We start from the raw sequence: 21815 nt of genomic DNA on the forward strand, positions 1-21815 counted from the left end.
GGGGGAACATTCCGATCGGGTAGCCCCGGCCGGACCATCATGGATTACCGCAAACTAGAGAAACGCAAGAGCATGCACGCGCGCATCGTGCAGGAGCTCGGCATGCAGATCGTGGGCGGCGCGCTCGCGCCCGGGCAACGCCTGCCCGCCGAGCCCACCCTATGCGAAACCTACGGCGTGAGCCGGCCCGTCTTGCGCGAAGCCACGCGCGTGCTGGTCGCCAAGGGCCTCGTGGTTTCGAAGCCGCGCGTGGGCAGTGTGGTGCGCCCGCGCGAAGAATGGCACATGCTCGACCCCGACGTGTTGTACTGGACCGTCAACAGCATTCCCGAAGGCGAGTTCTTCCGCTCGCTCATGACGGTGCGGCAGATCATCGAGCCCGCGGCCGCGGCGCTCGCGGCGATCTCGGCCACCGGCGAAGACCGCGCGCGCATTTCCGCCGCGTTTGCGCGCATGGAAAAGGCGCAAACCGCCGCCGACCTGCTCGAGCCCGATCTGGAATTCCATCGCGCGATCATGGCGGCGACGCATAACGACATGCTCGCGTACATCGGCAACATGCTTTCGCTCGCGCTTTCCGAGTCGATCAAGCTCACGAGCCGCCATCCCAACACGCATGCGCTCTCGTTGCCGCGCCACAAGGCAATTCTCACGGCCATCGAGCACGGCGACGCACTGGCGGCGCGGCAGGCGAGCGTGGTGCAGCTCGACAATGCGCGGGCCGACGCCAAGTCCATTCTCGGCGGTGCCGGACTGGACACCTAGCCGCTCGATCAAGCGGGCCGCCGCGCTGGAAGCGCATGGCGGCCCATCGAAGCGCTGCCCGCTCACACCGCCCGCTTGCTGCGGCGGAACTGGTCGAACAGCACCGCGAGCAGCAGAATCCCGCCGCGAATCAGGTACTGGTAGAACGTCGGCACGTTCATGAGGCTCATGGCGTCCTGCACGGCGCCCATGATGAGCACGCCCACGAGCACGCCCGAGATCGTCGCCACGCCGCCCGTGAGCGAAACGCCGCCCAACACGCACGCCGAAATCACGCCGAGTTCGAGGCCCACGGAAGTCTTCGGGTCGCCGAGGCTCATGCGCGAGGCCAGCATCACGCCCGCGAAGCCCGTAACGAGCCCTTGCAGCACGAATACCGTGATCTTGATGCGCGTGACGGGCAGACCCGCAAGCCGCGCCGCTTCGCTGTTGCCGCCCACCGCGAGCACGTTCTTGCCGAACACGGTTTTCTTCAGCAGAAAGCCGAACAGCACGAATCCGATGATGTTGCTCCAGATCGGGAACGAGATGCCGAGGAACGAGCCGCCGCCCAGGTCGAAGAAGCGCTCTTCGGAGATCATCACGGCGTCGCCGTTCGAGGTGAGGAACGCGAGGCCGCGCACCGCTTCCATCATCGCGAGCGTGGCGATCAGCGAGTTGATCTTGAAGCGCGCGATCAGCACGCCGTTCACGAGGCCCACCGCGCCACCCGCGAGCACGCCCGCCGTAATGCCGAGCAGCACGCTATGCGACTGCGTGATGACGGTGGAGGCCACCACGCCCGAGAACGCGACGATCGAGGCGACCGAAAGGTCGACTTCGCCCAGCGCGAGCACGAACATCATCGTGACGGCGATCGAGCCGATCAGCGTGACGGAGAGCAGCAAGCCCTGAATGTTGCGGGTCGTGAGGAAGTCGGGCACCGTCGCGGAAAGCACCGCGAACAGCACCACGAACACCACCACGATGCCCGACTTGTTGATCATGTCCCACGCACGCGCGCGCTGTGCGGTAATGGGCGCGGCGGCTTCGTTGACTACGGGAGTGCCCTGTGGCTGCATGGCTTCACTCATTTCTGGTTCATCGTTTCGGATCGGTCGCACGGCTTCGCTAGCATTCGCTTCGCGCGCGACCGGCAAGGCAAAAACAAAGAGCGTTCGTTCAGCGCGGCAGCGCCATCCTGATCAGCTCGTCGGGCGAGGCCTCGGCTTTCGGCACGCTGCCCGCAATGCGCCCTTCGCGCATCACGATGATGCGGTCCGCCACGCCGATCACCTCGGCGAGGTCGCTCGACACCATGATCACGGTCTTGCCCGCTTCCGCGAGCTCGTAAAGCAGGTTGTAGATCTCGGCGCGCGCGCCCACGTCGATGCCGCGCGTGGGCTCGTCCATCAGGAACACTTCGATGCGCTCGGCCAGCCAGCGCGAAAGAATCACCTTCTGCTGGTTGCCGCCCGATAGCGTGCCGATGGCCGTTTCGCCGTTGCGCGTCTTGATCGCGAGTTTCTTGATGTAATCCTGCGCGAGGTCGCGCTCGCGCCGCGCGTCGAGCAGGAAACGCGCGGGGCTGAAGTGGCGGCGCGCGCTGATGTTGAGGTTGTCGGCCACCGAGGCGATCGCGACGATACCCTCCTGCTTGCGATCCTCGGGACACAGCGCGAGGCCCGCGCGCACCGCGTCGCGCGGGCTCGCGAAGTTCACGCGCTTGCCGTCCAGCTCGACGTGGCCCGCGCTCGCGCGCGTGGCGCCGTAAATGAGCTTCATCAACTCCGAGCGCCCCGCGCCCACCAGGCCGAAGAAGCCGACGATCTCGCCGCGCCGCGCCGCGAACGACACGGGCTCGGCAAGGCCCGGCCCGAGCAGGCCCTTCGCTTCGAGCAGCACGTCGCCCGCTTCGCGCGGACGGTAGCCGTAGACATCTTCGATCGAGCGGCCCACCATCGCGGCAATGAGACGGTTGCGGTCCAGATCGGCCACGGAGTCGAACGTCTCGATGCGCTTGCCGTCGCGGAACACCGTCACGCGGTCGCACAGCTCATAGACTTCGTCCATGCGGTGCGTGACATAGATGATCGCGCGCCCGTCGGCGCGCAGCGCGTTGATGATGCGAAAGAGGTTCTCGGTCTCGCGCGCCGAAAGCGAGCTGGTCGGTTCGTCGAAGGCGATCACGCGTGCGTCGCGCATGAGCGCCTTGCCGATCTCGATCATCTGCCGCTGGCCGATGGAGAGGTTCTTCACGGGCGTGCGCGGATCGATGCGCTCGCCGAGGCGCTTGAGTTCGTCCATCGCGCGCTTGACGAGCGTGCCTTCGTCCAGCACGCCGAGGCGGTTGGGCAATTGCCCGAGCATCAGGTTTTCCGCCACCGTCAGCTCGGGCACGAGATGCAGTTCCTGATAGATGATCGCGATGCCCGCGTCGAGCGCGGCCTTCGTGGTCGTGAAGCGATGCTCCTCGCCACCGAGCCTCAGCGTGCCTTCCTGTGGCTGGTTCACGCCCGAGAGCACCTTGAGCAGCGTGGACTTGCCCGCGCCGTTCTCGCCCATCAGGCCGTGCACCTCGCCCGCTCGCACGTCGAGCGCCACGCGGTCGAGCGCGCGCACGCCCGGGAAGCTCACGGTGATGCCGTCGAGCTCCAGATAGGCGCGATTCCCCTGTTGAGCGCCCGCATTCGCGTTCCGCGCCGCGTTCGCTCGTGCCTGCGCGCTCGCGTGTGTCATCGTTTCAGTCATTGCATCCCTGCCCTTTCCTGTGCACTGCTACGCAGTCCTTAGATACCCAGCTCGCTGCGCACGGCCGTCCAGTTGTCGCGCGTCATCAGCTTGCCGGTGGTCTGCGTGTCGGCGGCCGGCTGCTTGCCGTTGCGGATCCAGTCGACGAGGTTCTCGGTGCTTTCCTTGCCGTGGTTCGTCGAGCTGACCGCGATCGTGCCATAGAAGCCCGTGGGCTGCTTCTTCTGGAATTCGGCGAACGCTTCGCCCGCGCCGTTGATGCCCACGCCGATCACGTCCGCAGCCGGAATGTGCAGCTGTTCGGTCGCGCGCACGGCGCCCAGCACGCTTTCCTCGTTGAGCGCGAACACCACCCACTTCTTGATGTTCGGATGCTGCGCCAGCACGGGCGACGCTGCATTGAAGCCGCCTTCGTCGTCGGTGGTCTTTTGCGGCGCGTCGAAGATGTTTTCCTTCTTGAAGCCGCCGGCCAGCAGCGACTGCGTCGCGCCGTCCGTGCGCAGCTTCGCCGTCGGCAGCTCATAGTCGGTGATGCGCAGCGCGCCCACTTCTTCCGGCTTCCAGCCGCGCTTCTTCATTTCGTCGCTGATCGCCTGGCCCACCTGGTTGCCGATCTTGAACGCCGACATGCCGAGGTGCGGCACATTGGCGAGCGGCTTGCCCGCGGAGTCGACGAGCTGGTCGTCCACCGTCACGAACTTCATGTTGTAGCGCTTCGCGCGCGCCTGAATGGCCGGTCCGAGACGCACGTCGGGCGCGCAGATCACGAAGCCCTGCGCGCCTTGCGCGCCCAGGTTGTCGATGGCGGCGAGCACCTTCTCGCCGTCCGGCGTGCCGATGTTCACGACCGAGAAGTTCTCCTTCTGGCCGAGCGCCGTGGCGGCTTTCTGCTCGTTGATGAACCATGCCTGTTCCGGCATCTTCACGAGGAAGCCGATCTTCACGGGCGAGTCGGCGTGCGCCGCCATGTTCATGCCGAGCGGCGCGATGCACATCGCCGCGAACGCGGCACGAAGGGTCAAGCGGCGGATCTTGCTGGTCATGCTCCTGTCTCCTCAGGTGTGGTTGTTGCATATCGATGCAACTGCGGCAAAAAAGCGATCAGTGGCCGAAGGCCTCGACCTCGACGTGCCTGCCGAGCAGGAACGCGTCGGCCACGAGGCGCAGCGGGCGCACGTCGACGTCGTCGGTGCCGTGGGCGATCAACCAGTGAAAGCGGTCATAGAGCGCGGCATATTCGCGTTCGGCTTCGAGCGCGACCGGCTCGCCCGCAATCGCCAGGCGCTTGCCGCCTTCGGTGATCGCGAGCAGGCCATCGGTGGTTTCCACGTCGATTTCCCATTGTTCGACGGGGCCGTGGCGCCAGTCGAACTCGGCGCGCACGGGCACGCCATCGGTGTCGATGCAGTCGAGTTCCGCGGCGATCGGCGTGGCGCAATCGGCCGGCACGTGCAGCGTCGCGCCGCGCAGCAGCACCTCGCGCGGCAGGATACGCGTGACGATGGAAAGCGCATTGATGCCCGGATCGAACACGCCAAGGCCGCCCGGTTCCCAGATCCACTGCTGGCCCGGATGCCAGCGGCGCACGTCTTCCTTCCAGCGCACGTGCACGGCGCGGATGGTGCGCCCGGCGAGCCATGCGCGCGCCGGCTCCACGGCGCTCGCGCAGCGCGAATGCCACGTGGCGAACAACGTGCGGCCACGCTTTTGCGCGAGTTCGCGCAGCGCCTCGATCTCGCTCACGCTCGCGCCCGGCGGCTTTTCCAGCATCACGTGCTTGCCCGCTTCGAGCGCGGCGCGCGCCTGCGCGTAGCGCACCTGCGGCGGCGCGCACAGCGAGACCGCGTCGAGGTCGGACTCGGCCGCCAGCAGCGCGCCGATGTCGGTGTAGTTGCGCACGTTCTCCACCTGAGCGTTGCGGCTCGCGCTCGCCACCAGCTCGAAGCCGGGATTACCCGCGATGGCGGGCAGATGCTGGTCGCGCGCGATCTTGCCTACGCCGACGATGCCCAGGGTATAGGACGCTTTCATGAGGTTTCTCCGTCCCTGTCGCGTTGTCACGGAATCAGGGTGATTTTTATTCTGGATGACGAACGATTCACTTACCCCAGCGCAGCACGAGCGGATCGAGGCGGCGCGCAATATCGATCAGCTCGGCGCGCGTCGCGGGATGCATCGCGGGCAGCGGGTGGCGCGGCAGTTCGCACTCGATCACGCCCCCTTCCTTCATCAGCGACTTGCACGCGAGCAGGCCCGCCTGGCGGTTCTCGTGATTGATGAGCGGCAACCACTTCTGGTAGAGCGCGAATGCGTCGTCCGCGCGGCCTTCGCGGTGGGCTTCGATGATCGGGCGAATGCCGTCCGGGAAGCCGCCGCCCGTCATCGAACCCGTTGCGCCCGCGTTCAGGTCCGCGAGCAGCGTGATGGCTTCCTCGCCGTCCCACGGGCCTTCGGCCGCTTCGCCCGCGAGCTTGATCAGCTCGCGCAGCTTGTTCGCCGCGCCCGGCGTTTCGATCTTGAAGTACGACACCTGCTCGATCTCGCGCGCCATGCGCGCGAGGAACGCGGCGCTGAGCACGGTGCCGCTCGCGGGCGCGTCCTGGATCATGATGGGAATGTCGATGGCGTCGGACACGCGCGCGTAGAAGTCGTAGATCTGCTGCTCGGGCACGCGGAAGGTCGCGCCGTGATACGGCGGCATGAGCATGACCATCGCCGCGCCCTGCTCCTGGGCGCGCTTGCTGCGTGCGGCGGCGACGGTCGTGCCGTAGTGCGTGGTCGTCACGATCACGGGCACGCGGCCTGCCACGTGCTCGAGCACGGTGCGCGTGATTGTCTCGCGCTCGTCGTCGGAGAGCGAGAACTGCTCCGAAAAATTCGCGAGTATGCACAGGCCGTCCGAGCCCGCGTCGATCATGAAATCGACAGCGCGTTTCTGGCTTGCCAGATCCAGCTCGCCCGTTTCGGTGAACGTGGTCGGCACGACGGGGAAAATGCCCTGGTAGCGGGGCGTACGGCTCGTAGTCATGTCTTCAGTCCTGCTTGAAAAAGGGGGCGGGCCGCGCCTTCACGATTCGCTCGATGCCTGCTCGTGGCGCATGCCCGCTGCGCCCGACGGCGCGCGCTGCTGTCATTGCTGTCCTTCGGCCTTGCCTGCGTAGCGCCGCCTCACGTGGAGCGGATTCGCTTCACGCAGCGCCTCGGGCAACCACGCATCGGCGAGATTCTGGTAGCAGACCGGCCGCAGGAAACGCTCGATCGCCGCCGTACCCACCGATGTGCTGCGTCCGTCCGAGGTGGCCGGGAACGGGCCACCATGGACCATCGCATCGCAGACCTCCACGCCGGTTGGAAAGCCGTTGGCGAGCACGCGGCCCGCCTTGCGCTCGATGAGCGGCAGGAGCGTGCGAACGAGGTCGGCGTCCTCCGCTTGCGCGTGAAGCGTGATCGTCAACTGCCCTTCGATCTTGCGCAGCACGGCGCGCAGTTCGCTTTCGTTCGCGCATTCGACCAGCACGCTGCTCGGGCCGAACACTTCCTCGCCGAGCGCGGCGTCCGCCAGCAGATCGCCGGCGCTCACGCGCAGCAACGCCGCTTGCGCGCGTCCGGGCGCCGCGGCGCCGCGTGCGAGCGTCGTGACCTTCGGATGCCGCGTGAGACGGTCGATGCCGAGCTCGTAGGCGCGCAGGATTCCCGGCGTCAGCATCACGCCCGCCGCAGCCGCGCTGAACTCGCGCGCGGCGTTCGCAGCGAACGCGTCGAACGCTTCGCCCGCGACGCCGAGGATCAGGCCGGGATTGGTGCAGAACTGGCCGCAGCCCAGCGTCGCCGATGCCGCGAATTCGCGCGCCAGCGTCTCGCCGCGCGCGGCGAGCGCGCCGGGCAGCAGCAAGTTCGGATTCACGCTGCTCATTTCAGCATAGACGGGAATCGGCTCCGCGCGCGCCGCCGCGAGTTTCATCAGCGCGAGACCGCCCGCGCGCGAGCCCGTGAAGCCGACCGCCCGAATCGCCGGATGGCGCACGAGCGCGCTGCCCACGTCGTGGCCCGCGTCGAACAACAGCGAGAACACGCCTTCGGGCAAGCCCGCCGCCGCGACCGCTTGCTGGATCGCGCGGCCCACCAGCTCCGACGTGCCCGGATGCGCGGGATGCGCCTTCACGACCACGGGACAACCCGCGGCCAGCGCCGAAGCCGTATCGCCGCCGGCGACCGAGAATGCGAGCGGAAAATTGCTCGCGCCGAACACCGCGACCGGACCCACGCCGATGCGCCAGAAGCGCAGATCGGTGCGCGGCGGCTGCCGCTCGGGCAGTGCGGGCTCAATGCGCACGTCGAGCGAGTCACCGCTTCTCACGAGCGACGCGAACATGCGCAGCTGGCTTGCGGTGCGCGTGCGCTCGCCCTCCAGCCGCGCGCGCGGCAGGCCGGTTTCGGCCATGGCGCGTTCCACGAGTGGGTCGCCGAGCGCTTCGATGCGCGCCGCGCAATCGTCGAGGAATTGCGCGCGCTTCGCGGCAGGCAGCGTGCGATAGATGTCGAACGCTTCGTCCGCGAGATCGCAGGCCGCTTCGACATCGCGGTCGAGCGCGCCATGGAAGACCGGCTGCTCGATTGGTTCATTGCTCGCGGCATCGATCGCCCGAAACGCCACGCCTTCGCCGCGCTTCGCGCGTCCACCGATCAACAGTTCGCCAGTGATTTGCATTGTCATGATCAAAAGCCTTCAGCGCGCATCAGTGCGAATGCCGTGGAACCGCGGCCCCGCGCTTGCCCACGAGGAAGTCGAGATCGCATCCTTCGTCGGCCTGCAGCACGTGATCGACATAGAGGCGCGCATAGCCGCCCTTGCCCAGTTGCTCGGACACGCCGGGCGCCGCGGCCGGATCGACGTCGCTCAAGCGGCGCGCGAGTTCCTCGTCGCTGATGTCCAGATGCAGCCGGCCCGATTCGCAGTCGAGCTCGATCCAGTCGCCGTTGCGCACGGCCGCGAGCGGCCCGCCCGCGGCGGCTTCGGGCGCGACGTGCAGCACCACCGTGCCGTAAGCCGTGCCGCTCATGCGCGCGTCCGAAATTCGCACCATGTCCTTCACGCCCTGACGCAGCAGCTTGGGCGGCAGGCCCATGTTGCCGACCTCGGCCATGCCGGGGTAGCCGCGCGGGCCGCAGTTCTTCATCACGAGGATCGAGTCCTTGTCCACGTCGAGCGATTCGTCGCCGATGGTCGCCTTGTAGTGATCGAAGTTCTCGAACACCACGGCGCGCCCGCGATGCTTGAGCAGCTCGGGCGTGGCCGCCGAAGGCTTCAGCACCGCGCCGCGCGGCGCGAGATTGCCGCGCAGGATACAGATACCGCCGTCCGCGATCAATGGCTTGTCGAGCGGACGAATCACTTCGTCGTTGTAGTTCGGCGCCTCGCGCACGTTGTCCCAGATGGACTTGCCGTTCACGGTGAGCGCATCGGGATGCGGCAGCAGGTTCGCTTCACCCAGCCGGCGCAGCACGGCCGGCAGGCCGCCCGCGTAATAGAACTCTTCCATCAGGAAGCGGCCCGACGGCTGCAGGTCGACGATGGTCGGCGTGTTGCGGCCAATGCGCTGCCAGTCTTCCAGTTCGAGGTCGACGCCGATGCGGCCGGCGATCGCCTTCAGGTGGATCACGGCGTTGGTCGAGCCGCCGATGGCCGCGTTCGTGCGGATCGCGTTCTCGAACGCCTCACGCGTGAGGATCTTCGAGAGCTTCAGATCCTCCAGCGCCATCTGCACGATGCGGATGCCCGACATGTGCGCGAGCACGTAGCGGCGCGCATCGACAGCCGGAATCGCGGCGTTGTGCGGCAGCGAAACGCCCAGCGACTCGGCCATGCAGGCCATCGTCGAGGCGGTGCCCATGGTGTTGCAGGTGCCCGCCGAGCGCGACATACCCGCTTCGGCCGAGAGGAACTGGTGCAGGTTGATCTCGCCCGCCTTCAGCTCCTCGTGCAGCCTCCAGACCACCGTGCCCGAGCCGATATCGCGCCCTTCGTGCTTGCCGTTGAGCATCGGGCCGCCCGTCACGACGATGGCGGGCACGTCCACGCTCGCCGCGCCCATCAGGAGCGCGGGCGTGGTCTTGTCGCAGCCGCACAGCAGCACGACGGCGTCGATGGGGTTGCCGCGGATCGCCTCTTCCACGTCCATGGAAGCGAGATTGCGCGTGAGCATGGCCGACGGGCGCAGGTTCGATTCGCCGTTGGAGAACACGGGAAATTCGACGGGGAAGCCGCCCGCTTCATAGATGCCGCGCTTCACGTGCTCCGCGAGCTTGCGGAAGTGCGCGTTGCAGGGCGTCAGTTCCGACCACGTGTTGCAGATGCCGATGATCGGCCGGCCGTCGAATTCGTGATCGGGAATACCCTGATTCTTCATCCAGCTTCGGTACATGAAGCCGTTCTTGTCCGTGGTGCCGAACCACTGTTGGGAGCGCAGCTTGAATTTGGTTTCCGACATCGTGATCGTCTTTTGGGGCGAGTCATTCGCGCAATGGATTGAGCACAGTCTATGGAGAACTCTGATAACCTTCTAATGAAAAAATGGACGCATCCGATACCGAAACAGGCATTGGTATAAACACCTAATACTATTTGGGATTTCCAGCGAAATCATGCTCGACACAAGCCCCTGGTATGTGCGCACGCGGTTGAAAACGCGGCAATTGCTCCTCGTCGTGGCGCTGGCCGAAGAAGGCAACATCCACCGGGCGGCGGCGGTGCTCAGCATGACGCAGCCGGCCGCCTCGAAGCTGCTGCGCGAGCTGGAAGACATGCTGGGCGCGGTGCTGTTCGAGCGCATGCCGCGCGGCATGCGCCCCACGCTGTACGGCGACGCGCTGATCCGCCACGCGCGCGCCGTGCTCGGCAGCCTCGACCAGGCGCAGGAGGAGCTGAGCGCCCTGAAGGCCGGGCGCCTCGGCCACGTGGCGGTGGGCGCGATCACGTCGCCGGGCGTGCGCGTGCTGCCGGCGGCGGTCGCGGCGGTCAAGCGCACGCACGCCAACCTGCGCGTGAGCGTGGAGATCGACGCGAGCAACGTGCTGCTCGAGCATCTCGCGCAGGACAAGCTCGACGTGGTGCTGGGACGCCTCTCAGCCGAGCACGACAAGCTCCAGCTGCGCTACGAGCGGCTCGCGGGCGAGCCCGTCTGCGCCGTGGTGCGGCCCGGGCATCCGATGCTCGCCGACGGGCAATCCCGGTCTATCGCGCTCGCCGACATCGCACGCGACACGTGGGTCGTGCCGCCGGTGGGCAGCGTGTTGCGCCACCGCTTCGAGCTGATGTTCCAGCGCGCAAGCCTCGCGCCCCCTTCGAACGTGGTGGAAACGCCCGCGCTGCTTTTCATCACGCGCGTGCTGGAGCAAAGCGACATGATCGCCGTGCTCACCGAGGACGTGGCGCGCTACTACGCGGCGCACGGCATGGTCGCGATCCTGCCCGTGCCGATGGACTGCCAGATGGACGACTTCGGCATCATCACGCGCGCGGACGGCCTGCTCACGCCCGCGGCGAGCGTGATGATGGAGACGTTGCGGCAAGTGAGCGCCGAGATCTATGGAGCGCAAACCGCGCGATAATCGCGCGAGGAAACTCGTGCCCGAGGACGGAACCATGCACGCCAGCCATGCCGCAGCGCCCGACAGCACCGCCATTCGCGTCGCGCTATGGCGCGCGCTGCACATCGAGGTCGACGACGCGCCTCACGTCCTCGAAGACGAAACCGGTCTGCAGATCGCAGCGCCCGATGCGAACTGGCGCGAGCGGCCCGATATGGATCCGCAAGGCACGCGCGGTTATCGCGCTTCGATCGTCGGCCGGGCTCGCTTCGGCGAGGATCTCGTGGCGGAACAGACCGCGAAAGGCCTGGCGCTGCAATACGCGATTCTCGGCGCGGGTCTCGACACGTTCGCGCAACGCCGCCCGGAGATCGCTTCGCGGCTGCAGGTGTACGAGGTGGACAAGCCGGGGCCGCAGGCGTGGAAGCGCCGGCGGCTCACGGAGCTTGGCTATCGCGAAGAGGCGTGGCTGCACTTCGTGCCTGTGGACTTCGAAGCCGGCGAGGCGTGGTGGGAACGGCTCGCCGCGGCGGGATTCGACGCGGCGAAACCTGCGGTGATCGCGTCCACGGGCGTTTCCATGTATCTCACGCGCGAAGCGAATCTCGCGACGCTGCGGCAGATCGCACGGCTCGCACCGGGCTCCACGCTCGCCATGACGTTCCTCTTGCCGCTCGATCTCATCGCCGGGCCCGAGCGCTCGCAGCACGCCGCCGTGTACGAGCGCGCGCGAGCGGCGGGCACGCCGTTCGTGAGCTTCTTCGCGCCGGACGAGATGCTTGCGCTCGCACGCGAAGCGGGGCTGCGCGAGGCGCAACATGTTTCGACCGCGGATCTCACCGCGCGTTATTTCTCAGGACGTCGCGATGGGCTGCGGCCCGCGAGCGGGGAGTCGATTCTGGTGGCGACGGTTTGAACGGCAACGCCGCCCGGGGATAGGTCCGGCAGGATCCGCGGCACACGTTGTGTGCAGTTCATGTCGTCAGCCGGCGATACGCGTTCAAATGGCGGACCAGCCCCTGTGGATCGCCGCGCCTTTCGAGCAGTATCGCCAGATTGTGGTGAGCATCCGCGTACGACGGGTCGAGCGCAAGGCAGCGTTGATAACTTCGCTCTGCGTCTTCGAGGCGGCCCAGCTCCTCGAACGCAATCGCGCGGTTGAAGTGCAACACGGCATCGTCGGGGAAGTGAGTGAGCGCCTTCTCGAATAGATGCAGCGCATCTTCGCAGCGTCCTTCGAGTTCACACAGCAGCGCGCCGAGGTCCACATAGGCGGCATAAAAAGGCTGCGGCGATAGCTCGATGGCCTTGTTGTACGCGCGTTCAGCACCGCTTGCATCGGACGTTCTCAGTTGCTCGCCGAGTTCGTACCACTCCTGCGCCTGGTGCGCGACGTTCTTCTGCGCGGGAGCCGAGTCGAGAAAGACGACATCGCCCTTGATTTGCGCGACTTCGAAGTCCAGCAGAAGCTGGCCGGTAACGGCATCCCACTGCGAAGTGCCGGTTCGCACGGCGACCTCGCTGCCGACCGCCGATACGCGAATCCCTGTGAGCGGCAACGCATCGGGCAATGCGTCCTTGAGCCGAGTGAGGGCCGTGATGATCTTGCGCGGCGGGATGCGCGCCTCGCGCAACTGCAACGCAGTGCGCAGCAGCACGATATCCTGGAACGTGAAGCGGTATGCGTTGCCCGGCCCTCGCGACGGTGTCACGAATCCCGCCGCGACGAGGCCTGAAACCACGCTTCGCGAGACCCCCAGCATGGCCTGCAATTCGCGCATCGAAATCTCGCGCGCGGCGGCTCGTGACGTCACTTGCGTGCCCGAACCTTCGCAGGCGCTTCAGCGTGAGCCTTGGCTGCACGCGCCGGTGGCTTGCGCGTCTTGGGCGCGACGGGCAGCTCGGCAACGGGTTCCTCGCTCTTGCTGCGCCTCGGCGCCGGAGCCGCTTTCGCCTTTGCGCCTCCTTTCAGACTCGCGCGCAAGGCATCCATCAGGTCGATGACTTGTCCACCGCCAACCTGCTCTTCCTCGGGCTCGTGAATGACGACCTGCTTGCCTTCGATCTTCTCGTCGATGGCAGCGAGGATGCGCTTTTTTTCCTCGTCTTCGTAGGCATTCGGGTCGTAATTGTCTTGCGCACCCTGCTCGATGATCTGCAGCGCGAGTTTCATTTCGGTATCGGATACTTGAACACGCTCGATATGCAGCTCGGCCAGCGATCGAACCTCATCGGCATAGCGCAGTTGCTGAAAGACGAGCCCATCTTCTTCCGGGCGCACCTGCACGATTCGCGTTCGCCCTTTCGACGCCCATTTCGCCAGCGCGCACCGGCCGCTCTGTGCGAGCGCCTGCTGCAACAAGCTGTACGGCTTCCCGCCGCGCTTGTCGGGCGCGATGAAATACGCCTTGTCGTAGAACACCGGATTGATCGCCTCTTTCGGGATGAAGGCCATGATCTCCACGACATGGCTGGCGGCGTCTTCCAGCGCCTTGAGTTCGTCGCTCGTGAAGACCACGAAGCGGTCCTTTTCGAACTCGTAGCCCTTGTTCATGGCCGAGCGGTCGACCACCTCGCCCGTCTTCTCCGAGATGTACTGCTGCTTCACGCGCGAGCCGTCCGGCGCGAGCATGTGGAACCTGACGTCCGACGAAGTCTCGGTCGCGCTATAGAGCTTCACCGGTATCGAAACGAGCCCGAAAGACAGGGTCAAAGAAGCGATTGAGCGGGCGGGCATGGACTCCTCCTCGCGATTTGCACGGTCAGCATGTCGCTTACGCAAAGCGCATGCCGCCGCCGGCCAGCGATGGTTTCATTCTAGGCGCTTTATCGCCGACGCCAACGACTGCCGCGTCGACCCGTAATCCGCCCACGGGTCCAGCGGCTGGAAGCTCAGGTACTCGCGGGCCGTCTGGACCGTCCATTGCGCCCCGCTCTTGAGGGCAGCCAGTTGCTCCCAGGACACGGGCATCGAAACGCCCATCCCCGGCCGCGCGCGGGCCGAAAACGCGGCGGCCGTGGTCTGCGCCTTGCCGTTGCGCAGATAATCGACGTAGACCTTGCCGACCCGGTTCGAAGCCCCCGACGTCGCCGAAAAGCGCTCCGGAATGGACTTCGCGAGGTGCCGCACGAAAGCCTGCGAGAACGCCTTCACGGGCTCGTAGCCCAGGCGCGGCGCCAGCGGCACGACGACATGCAAGCCCTTCCCGCCACTCGTTTTCAGCCACGCTTGCAGACCGAGTTCCGATAGCAGCGTTTGAACGAGCAGCGCGGCCTCTTGAACGTGCCCCCATTTCACGCCTTCTCCCGGGTCCAGATCGAAAATGACACGGTCGGGCTTGTCGAGTTGTCGGACCGTCGAATTCCACGTATGGAATTCGATGGTGTTCATTTGCGCGGCCGAAAGCAAAGCGTCGACGGTGTCGACCGTCAACAAGGGCGGATGGTTCGGCCATAGCGCGCGGTCGTGGGCCGTCAGCCCGGGCATGCTCGTTCTCTCGGCATGCTTCTGGAAGAACAGCTGTCCCGCGATGCCCTCGGGTGCGCGGACCATGGCGAGCGGGCGAGCCTTCAAGTGAGGCAACATGCGTTCCGCAATACTCGCGTAGTAGCGGACGAGATCTGCCTTCGTGATGCCAGCCGAAGGATCGACTATGCGCTCCGGATGCGTGATCTTGAGCTTCGGCTGAGAGCTCGGTGCCTGGGTTCTGCCGCCCTCCCGGACGACACCGCCGGGCGGCTTGTCGATTCGCAGTCCTCTGAAGGAGGCCTGCCGGATGACGCCATCGGCCGTCCATTCCGCAAACTCGACCTCCGCGACGAGTTCGGGGCGAACCCAGCGCTCGCTGCCCGCGGAGCGCCGCCCCCAGCGGCGGCGCCTGTCGACAGCCATGTCGAAGGGCGCCGCATCCACTTCAAGGAGCGAGAGCCGTGCCCACAAGTCGTGCGCGGTCCTGGCGTCCCAGCCGGTACCGACGCTTCCGGCGTCACGAAGCTTGCCGTCCGTGTAGTAGCCGAGCAGCAGGCTGCCAACCTCGCCGTCCTTGCCGCCCCGGGCCGTGAAGCCGCAGATCACCAACTCCTGCCGCAGCCGCGATTTCGCCTTGAGCCACGTCTGGGTCCTCCCCGATTCATAGGGCGCATCGCGGCGCTTGAGCATGAGCCCTTCAAGGCCCAGTCCGGAGGCGGCCTCGAACAGCTGGGCGGGAGGTGCTTCGAAGTCCTGACTGAAACGGATATGCTCGCCGGGCTTTTCAAGCAGCTGCGCTAGCCGCGCGCGTCTCGCCCAAAGCGGCACCTTCCTGAGATCCTTCCCGTCGAGGTAGATCAGATCGAACAGGAAGTAGACGATGTGCTGGTTGGCGTTGCCGTCTATCGCATCCTGCAAGGCGGCGAAACTGGGAATGCCGTTCTTTATGACAGTGATCTCGCCATCGAGCCACGCACTCGTGACGGGAAGCGCTTCGATTTCCGCTGCGAGCGTCGGGAACCTGGCGGTCCAGTCATGGCCGCCTCGCGTAATGAGCCGCACATGCCCTTTGGCGATGCGCGCCAGCATGCGATAGCCATCGAGCTTCGCCTCCGCTATCCAGTCACCGCTTGTGGGAAGCGAAGCCGCCAGCGTGGCGAGTTGCGGCTCGAGTCTGGCAGGCAACGGCGCAGACACCGCCGCGGAGAGGTCTATCCCGGACGCCTCATTGTGCGCTGGCCTCGCTTCCTTCGGCTCGCGTTCTTCGATGAGCCCCAGCGGCTTCGTCGTGACGCTGTCGGGCAACGCCTTGATCACATCGTATTGCGCGAGCGGCTGCGCCCACGCATCGCGCTTCTTGAACAGCATCCACTGGTCCTGCTTGTCGTCGGGCTTCGATATGCGAACCAGTTCCCAGAGCCCGGCAAGCTTTTCGCCATGCAACCGAAAGACCAGCTTGCCGGCTGCCATTCCCTCCTGGGGATTGCCGACGGGCTCCCATGTCCCGCGGTCCCACACGATCACCGTGCCGGCGCCGTATTGTTTCGGCGGAATGGTGCCCTCGAAGCCTCCGTATTCGACAGGATGGTCTTCCACGTGGATAGCCATCCTTTTTTCCTTCGGGTCGTAGCATGGACCCTTCGGTACCGCCCATGACAGCAGCACGCCATCGAGCTCGAGCCGAAAGTCATAGTGAAGCCGGCTTGCCCAGTGCTTTTGAACGACAAAACAGGGATGCTCCCGGTCGGCGGTTCCGCCGGGCGGCGATGGCGCCGGTTCGGGCGTGATGCGGAAATCCCGCTTTTTGCCATAACGGGAAAGCGGCGGAGCCGCCGGGTCGCGGTCGCGGGGTGAGGCCATGACGATACTCCAGGAAGCGCTCTCGCCTGGTGTGTCGCAAATCGAAAGCCTGAAGACAGCTGCACGCGCTGCAGTTGGCAGACTCAGGTGGGCGCCAGGCCAGGCCTCAAACCACGGCTGCCTTGGTCACCGCAACGAGTACAAGCGCCGAACCGGGCTCGGGAATGCTTCCGAGGCCCGGTGCGTGGCGCCTGAGTGGATCTTCAGGCCGCGGCGGCCGAACTCGCAACCTCAGTGGCGGCCTGCGGCGCCGCTACTTCGACAGGTTCCGCAGACTTCACCGCGACCTTCGGCGCCCGTGCCTTTCTGGAGACCGGCGATTTCGCCGCCGCACCGTTCTTCGGAGCGGCCTTGCGCGCCGGCGTTGCCGCCTTTGCAGTGGCCTTCTTGACAGTGGCTTTCTTACTCGCGGTGCTCTTCTTTGCAGCGGATTTTTTGGCTGCCGGCGCCTTGGACGCCTTCTTTGCAGGTTCTGCGTTTTCAATCAAAAACTTCGACCGGTCTTTTGCGCCGGCGAGCCACGCGGGTGCCGTGCCACGGCCGGACCAGGTCGCGCCGGTTTTCGGATCACGGTATTTCGGCGGCTGCGGGCCACGTACGTAATTCCCCGCCTTCGGCGCTTTCACATCAGCAGCGGTTTTCGGCGTTGCGCCCGTAATCAGAAACTTGCTTCGGTCCTTCGCATTGGCAATCCAGGCAGGCGCTCGACCGCGGCCCGACCAGGTTGCACCCGTCTTCGGATCGAGATATTTTGCGGCCGACGAGCCCTGCCGGGCCGCAGCGGTAGTTCCCGCTTTGCGTCCGAGCCGTTTACCGACAAATGCTTCGATATCGGCGAGCGTCACCGCGTGCTTGCTCATGAGACCACGAATCTTTTCGAGCACCGCTGTCGATTTCGTTGTCGCCAATGCTTCTGCTTGAGCCTGTAACTTTGCGATCCTTGCCTGAATCGATTCGAGCGTAGCCATTCGTGTTTTTTCCCTTGAAAAGATAGTTTTCCGGCACTATGCCACATCGGACGGCAAATACAATATCTGGTTTTGAATTCCTTTGCGCTCGTCAGCGAGAAACATTACTGTCCATTGCTGACCAACTCACGTAATGCCGTTTACGGATTGGCTCGGCGAGCAGCTTCGGCAACTCCCGCGTCTGGAAAAATCCATGGTACGAGAAACCTATAAAGGATACGTTTTGTGGGGCCACGCCATCGCCCAACAGGCGGACATCCTCACGCCCGAGCGCTATGCCGGAGGCGGCACGGTGACCCGGGACCATAAACTCATCAGCGCTTCGGGCGTTCTGGATTTATTTAATTCGGAGGACGACGCACAGCAAGCGGGGTTAGCCTGGGCACGCGCGTGGGTGGACACCCATGGTTGACGCCGCAGATTCCGGCTCAACCGGATCCGCTTCGAACGATTGCACGCACATGCGGTGCAATGGCGCTTCAATTTGCGGCGCTTTTCGACGGCTCACTCCGGAAAGCGTTCGTGTCAGTTTCTAGTATTCCTCGATCAATCGGGCCAACGACTCGGCCTCCCGTGCGATGGCTTCGTCCGGTGACACGCCGTCGCTGATCCATAGCTGGACGGTATCCACGAACGCATTTTTCGCCGCGCCGCACAATTGCGTAATGCGAATTCTGTAGACACCGTCGAAGCTAAAAACCTCGAGACGCCCTTCGTGCTCACGCGCATAGAACTTCATTGTTTGCCCCTTTGAGTGATCGCTGCGCGTCCTTTCGCGGCCGTTGGCCCCGCTCCGCTCACTTACGCGCGGCCACTCATGCCGCGCATGCGCCTTGCGAAACGGGCACGCTCCGCGTCGTCCATCAGAGCCAGAAACTGGTCCGCTTCCATATGAACCAGTTCTTCGTGATCGCCCGCCTCGAAGTAGATGTCCGGTTGATCGGCAAGGTTCGTATCGAGGTAGGTTTTCATGCCATACGCCCCGCAGATCGGCGGCAACGCCCCTGCATCGCAGTCCTTGAAGAGCTCGCGCAGTTCGACCTCCGTAGCAAGGGCGAGCCTGCGTCCTGTCTTGTTCCAAAGCTCGGACAATTGCACGGCATAAGTCGAGGGCAGCACGACGGCTACATAGCCGTGCTCGTCTTCCAGCAGCACGGTTTTGGCAAGACGGTCGCCGGGAATGTGAGCCGCGGCAGCGCTTTCCATGCTCGAATGACTGTATGGGTGGCGCACGATTTCGTAGCGTGAGCCCTTGCTGCGCAGGCGCTCCTGCAAAGTGGTCGACATCGACATGGCACACCTCCTGTCGAATGCGTAGAAGAAAACCAACCGCGAGTCGTCCCTTCAGAATAGTTCACGCGCGTGCAAATAGCACGCCGCCACCGGCTCCATCAAACCTCGGCACGAGACCCGGTAACGGACTTCAAGTTGTCACCGATGAGTCCAGAGAAGCCGCCTTTCTCACCCGGGTTGATACTGCGGGCACTCGGTTTGGAACCAATGGTCGACGAGTTGCTGCGCCGCATGCAGATCGTCCGGGTAGTTCGGATCGTCGTTCCATGGTGACGGGTCATAGCCCGCTTTGCGCAGGGCCGAAAGCTCGCTTTGGCGTTGCGCCTTGGTCGGAGGTGCATTGGTTTTGAGCGCGGCCAGGTCGCGGCACTCCGTCGGGCTCAGATGTGGCCCGCTTTGCGGCACGCCGCCGACGACACATGCCGTCAGCAGGAGCGTCAACGCAGCAAGCGCCGAGCGGTTTCTCGCAAGGGTTTCCATAGCGCATCTCCACAGGTCTGATTGGCGCGGCGCAACCAGTGCGACGCCAACGGTCGCGCGTGACTTCCAGTGTTTATTCTGCCTTAGACCTGTCACCGGGGGAGGCGCTCAGTGCATGATGAGCAAATACTCGAGGCTAACCGGGCGTGCAAAGCGGTACCATGCGAAAGCCACCGGACGCCGGGTTTATCGGTGCGTCAGCCTCTAACGTCTCACTGGCTCGGGTTCCGTCATGATTCTCTATCACACCACTCACGGTTCATCGGTCATCGAAATATCCGTCGAAGGCAAAATCACAGACGGCGAACTGCGCGAAGCCATCGAGCGAATGCGTGACGACCTTGAACTGAACGGAAAGACCCGTGTACTCGAACGCATCGAGCATTTCACCGGTATGGAGCCTAAAGCGCTGTGGACTGACCTGACGCTCGGCGTTTCAGTGGCGCGCAAGGTCAAGCGCGCGGCGGTGGTCGCCGACGCGGGCTGGATTCGCGCCTCGATGCATTTGGCGCGATTCTTTACAAAGGCTGAAATCAAGGCGTTCCGTATCGACGAGCTGGAACAGGCGCGAGCCTGGATCAACGAATGAACCTCGCTTCCAGGGCGAGCGCTTGCGAACGGAACCTCAACATCGCCAGAAACGGTTGGCGAGGGGACGCGCACATCGACCAGGCCGCAACCTGAACCGACGCTTCGATGCCGCGCGAACCCGTTCGCGAAACGTAGCCGCTCCTGCTAAGTCAGTGAGTAGCCGGCTCGTTCAGATAGACACCTGCCGACAGCCCGGCTTTCACCTCCCGCGTGAACGCGTCGGTGGACACTTCCTCCGCTCCGGCCTCGATCGCGTCGTACGCCTGACGCACGACGTCGTCCGGCGTCGCCTTCGGCACTTCCAGCCCGCGCGTCAGGTCCGTATCGATAAAGCCGGCATGCAGCCCGACGACCTGCGTGCGCTGCTCGCGCAGCGAATGACGAAGCCCGTTGGTCACCGCCCACGCGGCCGACTTCGATACGCCATAACCGGAGAGGATCGGCCGGTTCACCCAGCTCGCAACCGACAGCACGTTCAGGATCGCGCCACCGCCGTTGCCGGCGAGGTTGCCCGCGAACGCCCGCGCCATCGCCAGCACGCCGAACACGTTCGTCTCGAAGTGATCGCGCAACGCATCGAGCGCGCCGTCGTCCGTCAGGCTGCCGAGCCGCGCGATGCCCGCATTGTTGATGAGCAGCGTGACGTCGCGCGCCGCGTCGGCGGCAGCGGCCACGGCCGCCGGATCGGTGACGTCGAGCTTCACGGGGACGACGCCCGGCAGCGTCACGCTAGCCGGATCGCGCGCGCCGGCGTAGACCTTGCGCGCCCCTCTTTCGAGCGCCTGTTTTGCGAACTCGCGGCCAAGCCCGCGGTTCGCGCCCGTGACGAAAACAACCGCACCTTCGATCTTCATATCCCATCCTTTCGTCTGATGGATCGCATGCGCGCCCGGCTTCGCGCGCGCTTGAATCGCATGCGCGCCCGGCTTCGCGCGCGCTTGAAATCCGGTGAAAGTTCATCTGGCCAGCCAGTGCATTGAAGCGCGATGAATCTGGACCGGCCGCAGCACCGCGCCGGCGTGGCGTCGCGTTGCACGCGGAAGTCGACTACACTCAGTCAATGTCGATCACCATCGTGGCATTGTGTCGATGCCATTGACGCATGTCAATGGTGATCGAAATTGTGTTTATCAATCGACGTGATCGCCTGGATCAGGGAGAAGGGAGGGACCGATGGGAGTATCACGACAGCAGGCCGCCGAGAACCGCAACGCGATCGTCGCGGCCGCCGAGCGGCTGTTCAGGGCGCGCGGCGTCGACGCCGTGGGGCTCACGGAGTTGATGAAGGAAGCCGGTTTCACGCAGGGCGGCTTCTATAACCACTTCAAGTCAAAGGACGCGCTGGTTGCCGCGGTGATGGAAAAGGCGATGCAGGACTATGCGGATTCGCCGAACAGCGGGAGCCTCGCGCAGCAGACGGCGCGCTACCTGTCGAGCGCGCACCGCGACAACATTGAAGCGGGGTGCCCGCTCTCGGGCTTCGCGGGCGATGCTCCCCGAATGACCGACGCGGCGCGTGCGTGCTACGCGCGCGGGCTCGCCGCTTATCTCGACCGCCTGGCAGACATGATGGCGACGGACGGCACGCCGCCGGAGCAAACCCGTCGCGACGCGATCGCAGCGTTCAGTGAAATGGTGGGGGCAATCGTGCTCTCGCGTGCGATCGCCGGCGCAGACCCGGCCCTCGCCGACGAAATCCTCGACGCGGGGCGGCGCACGCTCGTCGACGCGCCCGACGAGCCCCGAGCCTCGCGTCAGTAGCGCGCTGGACGAACAAAGGCCGCCCGCATCCTTTCCGATGCAAGCGGCCTGGACCTGCGGATCATGCCTTGATGAAGCGGTACTTCAACGGCGTATTACCCTGCACTCCTCATTATTTCAATAGCGTTGTACTTCGACAAAAACCGGTTAGCCTTGCCAGATACGACTGCTACCGCCGGACTGCTTTTTGCAACGGGTACATGGTATGGTCCAACTCTTCCGCAGGAGGGGAATCCCGGGATGGAGCCAACGACTCGCTCCATGAAAACCAGTGTAGACCTGGACGCGATGAACCAATTGCCCGAAACGAG

The 21815-nt window shown here is 65.0% G+C and carries 21 protein-coding genes; 6 read left to right on the forward strand and 15 right to left on the reverse strand.

The features are described 5' to 3' along the window. Nucleotides 1-39: 39 nt before the first annotated feature. The gene (locus BMI01S_RS06125) at nucleotides 40-765 is read left to right on the forward strand and encodes a FadR/GntR family transcriptional regulator (protein ID WP_028211262.1); all 726 of its coding nucleotides are present in this window, start codon (nucleotides 40-42) and stop codon (nucleotides 763-765) included. Between the two features lie 62 nt (nucleotides 766-827). Here the strand turns inward: BMI01S_RS06125 and araH are convergent, their stop codons facing one another. From araH to BMI01S_RS06160, 7 genes are all read right to left on the reverse strand, one after another. After that, nucleotides 828-1838 (reverse strand): L-arabinose ABC transporter permease AraH, encoded by a 1011-nt coding sequence (araH, locus tag BMI01S_RS06130; RefSeq protein WP_028211261.1) that lies wholly within the window; start codon nucleotides 1836-1838, stop codon nucleotides 828-830. 88 nt (nucleotides 1839-1926) lie between these two features. Next, complete coding sequence (araG, locus tag BMI01S_RS06135; protein WP_028230198.1) at nucleotides 1927-3495, reverse strand: L-arabinose ABC transporter ATP-binding protein AraG; 1569 nt, start codon at nucleotides 3493-3495, stop codon at nucleotides 1927-1929. A 38-nt stretch (nucleotides 3496-3533) separates the two neighbouring features. Beyond that, the gene (locus BMI01S_RS06140) at nucleotides 3534-4538 is read right to left on the reverse strand and encodes an arabinose ABC transporter substrate-binding protein (protein WP_028211259.1); all 1005 of its coding nucleotides are present in this window, start codon (nucleotides 4536-4538) and stop codon (nucleotides 3534-3536) included. A 58-nt stretch (nucleotides 4539-4596) separates the two neighbouring features. Next, a complete protein-coding gene (locus tag BMI01S_RS06145) occupies nucleotides 4597-5526 on the reverse strand; it encodes a Gfo/Idh/MocA family protein (RefSeq protein WP_028230197.1) in 930 nt (309 codons plus the stop codon). 67 nt (nucleotides 5527-5593) lie between these two features. Continuing rightward, complete coding sequence (locus BMI01S_RS06150) at nucleotides 5594-6523, reverse strand: dihydrodipicolinate synthase family protein (protein ID WP_028230196.1); 930 nt, start codon at nucleotides 6521-6523, stop codon at nucleotides 5594-5596. A 102-nt stretch (nucleotides 6524-6625) separates the two neighbouring features. After that, nucleotides 6626-8203, reverse strand: coding sequence for an aldehyde dehydrogenase (NADP(+)) (locus tag BMI01S_RS06155; protein ID WP_028230195.1), 1578 nt, complete (start codon nucleotides 8201-8203; stop codon nucleotides 6626-6628). 28 nt (nucleotides 8204-8231) lie between these two features. Next, on the reverse strand, nucleotides 8232-9983 hold the full coding sequence (locus BMI01S_RS06160) for an IlvD/Edd family dehydratase (RefSeq protein ID WP_028230194.1): 1752 nt from the start codon (nucleotides 9981-9983) through the stop codon (nucleotides 8232-8234). Between the two features lie 154 nt (nucleotides 9984-10137). Here BMI01S_RS06160 and BMI01S_RS06165 point away from each other — a divergent pair, with 154 nt between their 5' ends. Together BMI01S_RS06165 and BMI01S_RS06170 are read left to right on the forward strand one after the other, a co-directional pair. Then, nucleotides 10138-11103 carry a LysR substrate-binding domain-containing protein gene (locus BMI01S_RS06165; RefSeq protein WP_028211254.1) on the forward strand — a complete coding sequence of 322 codons (966 nt, stop codon included), beginning with the start codon at nucleotides 10138-10140 and terminating at the stop codon, nucleotides 11101-11103. A gap of 34 nt (nucleotides 11104-11137) precedes the next feature. Beyond that, complete coding sequence (locus BMI01S_RS06170; RefSeq protein WP_028230193.1) at nucleotides 11138-11998, forward strand: class I SAM-dependent methyltransferase; 861 nt, start codon at nucleotides 11138-11140, stop codon at nucleotides 11996-11998. Between the two features lie 58 nt (nucleotides 11999-12056). Here the strand turns inward: BMI01S_RS06170 and BMI01S_RS06175 are convergent, their stop codons facing one another. The 4 genes from BMI01S_RS06175 to BMI01S_RS06190 form a co-directional block, all read right to left on the reverse strand. Further along, nucleotides 12057-12896 carry a tetratricopeptide repeat protein gene (locus tag BMI01S_RS06175; RefSeq protein ID WP_028230192.1) on the reverse strand — a complete coding sequence of 280 codons (840 nt, stop codon included), beginning with the start codon at nucleotides 12894-12896 and terminating at the stop codon, nucleotides 12057-12059. Continuing rightward, a complete protein-coding gene (gene ku, locus BMI01S_RS06180; protein ID WP_028230191.1) occupies nucleotides 12893-13819 on the reverse strand; it encodes a non-homologous end joining protein Ku in 927 nt (308 codons plus the stop codon). The genes BMI01S_RS06175 and ku overlap by 4 nt, the downstream gene beginning before the upstream one ends. Before the next feature lie 75 nt (nucleotides 13820-13894). Further along, nucleotides 13895-16411, reverse strand: coding sequence for a DNA ligase D (gene ligD, locus BMI01S_RS06185; protein WP_028230190.1), 2517 nt, complete (start codon nucleotides 16409-16411; stop codon nucleotides 13895-13897). Between the two features lie 203 nt (nucleotides 16412-16614). Further along, nucleotides 16615-17379, reverse strand: coding sequence for an H-NS family nucleoid-associated regulatory protein (locus tag BMI01S_RS06190; RefSeq protein ID WP_028230189.1), 765 nt, complete (start codon nucleotides 17377-17379; stop codon nucleotides 16615-16617). A gap of 193 nt (nucleotides 17380-17572) precedes the next feature. Between BMI01S_RS06190 and BMI01S_RS06195 the strand changes: the two genes are divergently transcribed. Continuing rightward, nucleotides 17573-17791: a hypothetical protein gene (locus BMI01S_RS06195; RefSeq protein WP_028211248.1), complete on the forward strand. Its 219-nt coding sequence runs from the start codon at nucleotides 17573-17575 to the stop codon at nucleotides 17789-17791. A gap of 120 nt (nucleotides 17792-17911) precedes the next feature. Here BMI01S_RS06195 and BMI01S_RS06200 read toward each other — a convergent pair whose 3' ends face one another. From BMI01S_RS06200 to BMI01S_RS06210, 3 genes are all read right to left on the reverse strand, one after another. Continuing rightward, nucleotides 17912-18118 (reverse strand): hypothetical protein, encoded by a 207-nt coding sequence (locus BMI01S_RS06200; RefSeq protein WP_028211247.1) that lies wholly within the window; start codon nucleotides 18116-18118, stop codon nucleotides 17912-17914. A gap of 62 nt (nucleotides 18119-18180) precedes the next feature. Beyond that, the gene (locus BMI01S_RS06205) at nucleotides 18181-18672 is read right to left on the reverse strand and encodes an aminoacyl-tRNA deacylase (RefSeq protein WP_028230188.1); all 492 of its coding nucleotides are present in this window, start codon (nucleotides 18670-18672) and stop codon (nucleotides 18181-18183) included. 168 nt (nucleotides 18673-18840) lie between these two features. Then, nucleotides 18841-19152: a DUF4148 domain-containing protein gene (locus BMI01S_RS06210; protein ID WP_028230187.1), complete on the reverse strand. Its 312-nt coding sequence runs from the start codon at nucleotides 19150-19152 to the stop codon at nucleotides 18841-18843. 232 nt (nucleotides 19153-19384) lie between these two features. Between BMI01S_RS06210 and BMI01S_RS06215 the strand changes: the two genes are divergently transcribed. Further along, on the forward strand, nucleotides 19385-19741 hold the full coding sequence (locus BMI01S_RS06215; RefSeq protein WP_028230186.1) for a SpoIIAA family protein: 357 nt from the start codon (nucleotides 19385-19387) through the stop codon (nucleotides 19739-19741). A gap of 151 nt (nucleotides 19742-19892) precedes the next feature. Here BMI01S_RS06215 and BMI01S_RS06220 read toward each other — a convergent pair whose 3' ends face one another. Continuing rightward, nucleotides 19893-20597, reverse strand: coding sequence for an SDR family oxidoreductase (locus BMI01S_RS06220; RefSeq protein ID WP_028230185.1), 705 nt, complete (start codon nucleotides 20595-20597; stop codon nucleotides 19893-19895). Between the two features lie 319 nt (nucleotides 20598-20916). Between BMI01S_RS06220 and BMI01S_RS06225 the strand changes: the two genes are divergently transcribed. Further along, nucleotides 20917-21504 (forward strand): TetR/AcrR family transcriptional regulator, encoded by a 588-nt coding sequence (locus BMI01S_RS06225; RefSeq protein ID WP_028230184.1) that lies wholly within the window; start codon nucleotides 20917-20919, stop codon nucleotides 21502-21504. The last annotated feature ends 311 nt before the right edge of the window (nucleotides 21505-21815 follow it).

Origin of the sequence: Paraburkholderia mimosarum LMG 23256 = NBRC 106338 (assembly GCF_000739815.1) — a bacterium.
Taxonomy (GTDB): domain Bacteria; phylum Pseudomonadota; class Gammaproteobacteria; order Burkholderiales; family Burkholderiaceae; genus Paraburkholderia; species Paraburkholderia mimosarum.

Coding starts and splice junctions, on each gene's coding strand:
- BMI01S_RS06195 (WP_028211248.1), top strand. CDS start 17,573: ATGGTACGAGAAACCTATAAAGGATACGTTTTGTGGGGCCACGCCATC.
- BMI01S_RS06125 (WP_028211262.1), top strand. CDS start 40: ATGGATTACCGCAAACTAGAGAAACGCAAGAGCATGCACGCGCGCATC.
- BMI01S_RS06140 (WP_028211259.1), bottom strand. CDS start 4,538: ATGACCAGCAAGATCCGCCGCTTGACCCTTCGTGCCGCGTTCGCGGCG.
- BMI01S_RS06165 (WP_028211254.1), top strand. CDS start 10,138: ATGCTCGACACAAGCCCCTGGTATGTGCGCACGCGGTTGAAAACGCGG.
- BMI01S_RS06145 (WP_028230197.1), bottom strand. CDS start 5,526: ATGAAAGCGTCCTATACCCTGGGCATCGTCGGCGTAGGCAAGATCGCG.
- araG (WP_028230198.1), bottom strand. CDS start 3,495: ATGACTGAAACGATGACACACGCGAGCGCGCAGGCACGAGCGAACGCG.
- BMI01S_RS06210 (WP_028230187.1), bottom strand. CDS start 19,152: ATGGAAACCCTTGCGAGAAACCGCTCGGCGCTTGCTGCGTTGACGCTC.
- BMI01S_RS06190 (WP_028230189.1), bottom strand. CDS start 17,379: ATGGCTACGCTCGAATCGATTCAGGCAAGGATCGCAAAGTTACAGGCT.
- BMI01S_RS06200 (WP_028211247.1), bottom strand. CDS start 18,118: ATGAAGTTCTATGCGCGTGAGCACGAAGGGCGTCTCGAGGTTTTTAGC.
- BMI01S_RS06205 (WP_028230188.1), bottom strand. CDS start 18,672: ATGTCGATGTCGACCACTTTGCAGGAGCGCCTGCGCAGCAAGGGCTCA.
- BMI01S_RS06220 (WP_028230185.1), bottom strand. CDS start 20,597: ATGAAGATCGAAGGTGCGGTTGTTTTCGTCACGGGCGCGAACCGCGGG.
- ku (WP_028230191.1), bottom strand. CDS start 13,819: ATGCCCGCCCGCTCAATCGCTTCTTTGACCCTGTCTTTCGGGCTCGTT.
- araH (WP_028211261.1), bottom strand. CDS start 1,838: ATGAGTGAAGCCATGCAGCCACAGGGCACTCCCGTAGTCAACGAAGCC.
- BMI01S_RS06155 (WP_028230195.1), bottom strand. CDS start 8,203: ATGCAAATCACTGGCGAACTGTTGATCGGTGGACGCGCGAAGCGCGGC.
- BMI01S_RS06150 (WP_028230196.1), bottom strand. CDS start 6,523: ATGACTACGAGCCGTACGCCCCGCTACCAGGGCATTTTCCCCGTCGTG.
- BMI01S_RS06170 (WP_028230193.1), top strand. CDS start 11,138: ATGCACGCCAGCCATGCCGCAGCGCCCGACAGCACCGCCATTCGCGTC.
- BMI01S_RS06225 (WP_028230184.1), top strand. CDS start 20,917: ATGGGAGTATCACGACAGCAGGCCGCCGAGAACCGCAACGCGATCGTC.
- BMI01S_RS06160 (WP_028230194.1), bottom strand. CDS start 9,983: ATGTCGGAAACCAAATTCAAGCTGCGCTCCCAACAGTGGTTCGGCACC.
- BMI01S_RS06215 (WP_028230186.1), top strand. CDS start 19,385: ATGATTCTCTATCACACCACTCACGGTTCATCGGTCATCGAAATATCC.
- ligD (WP_028230190.1), bottom strand. CDS start 16,411: ATGGCCTCACCCCGCGACCGCGACCCGGCGGCTCCGCCGCTTTCCCGT.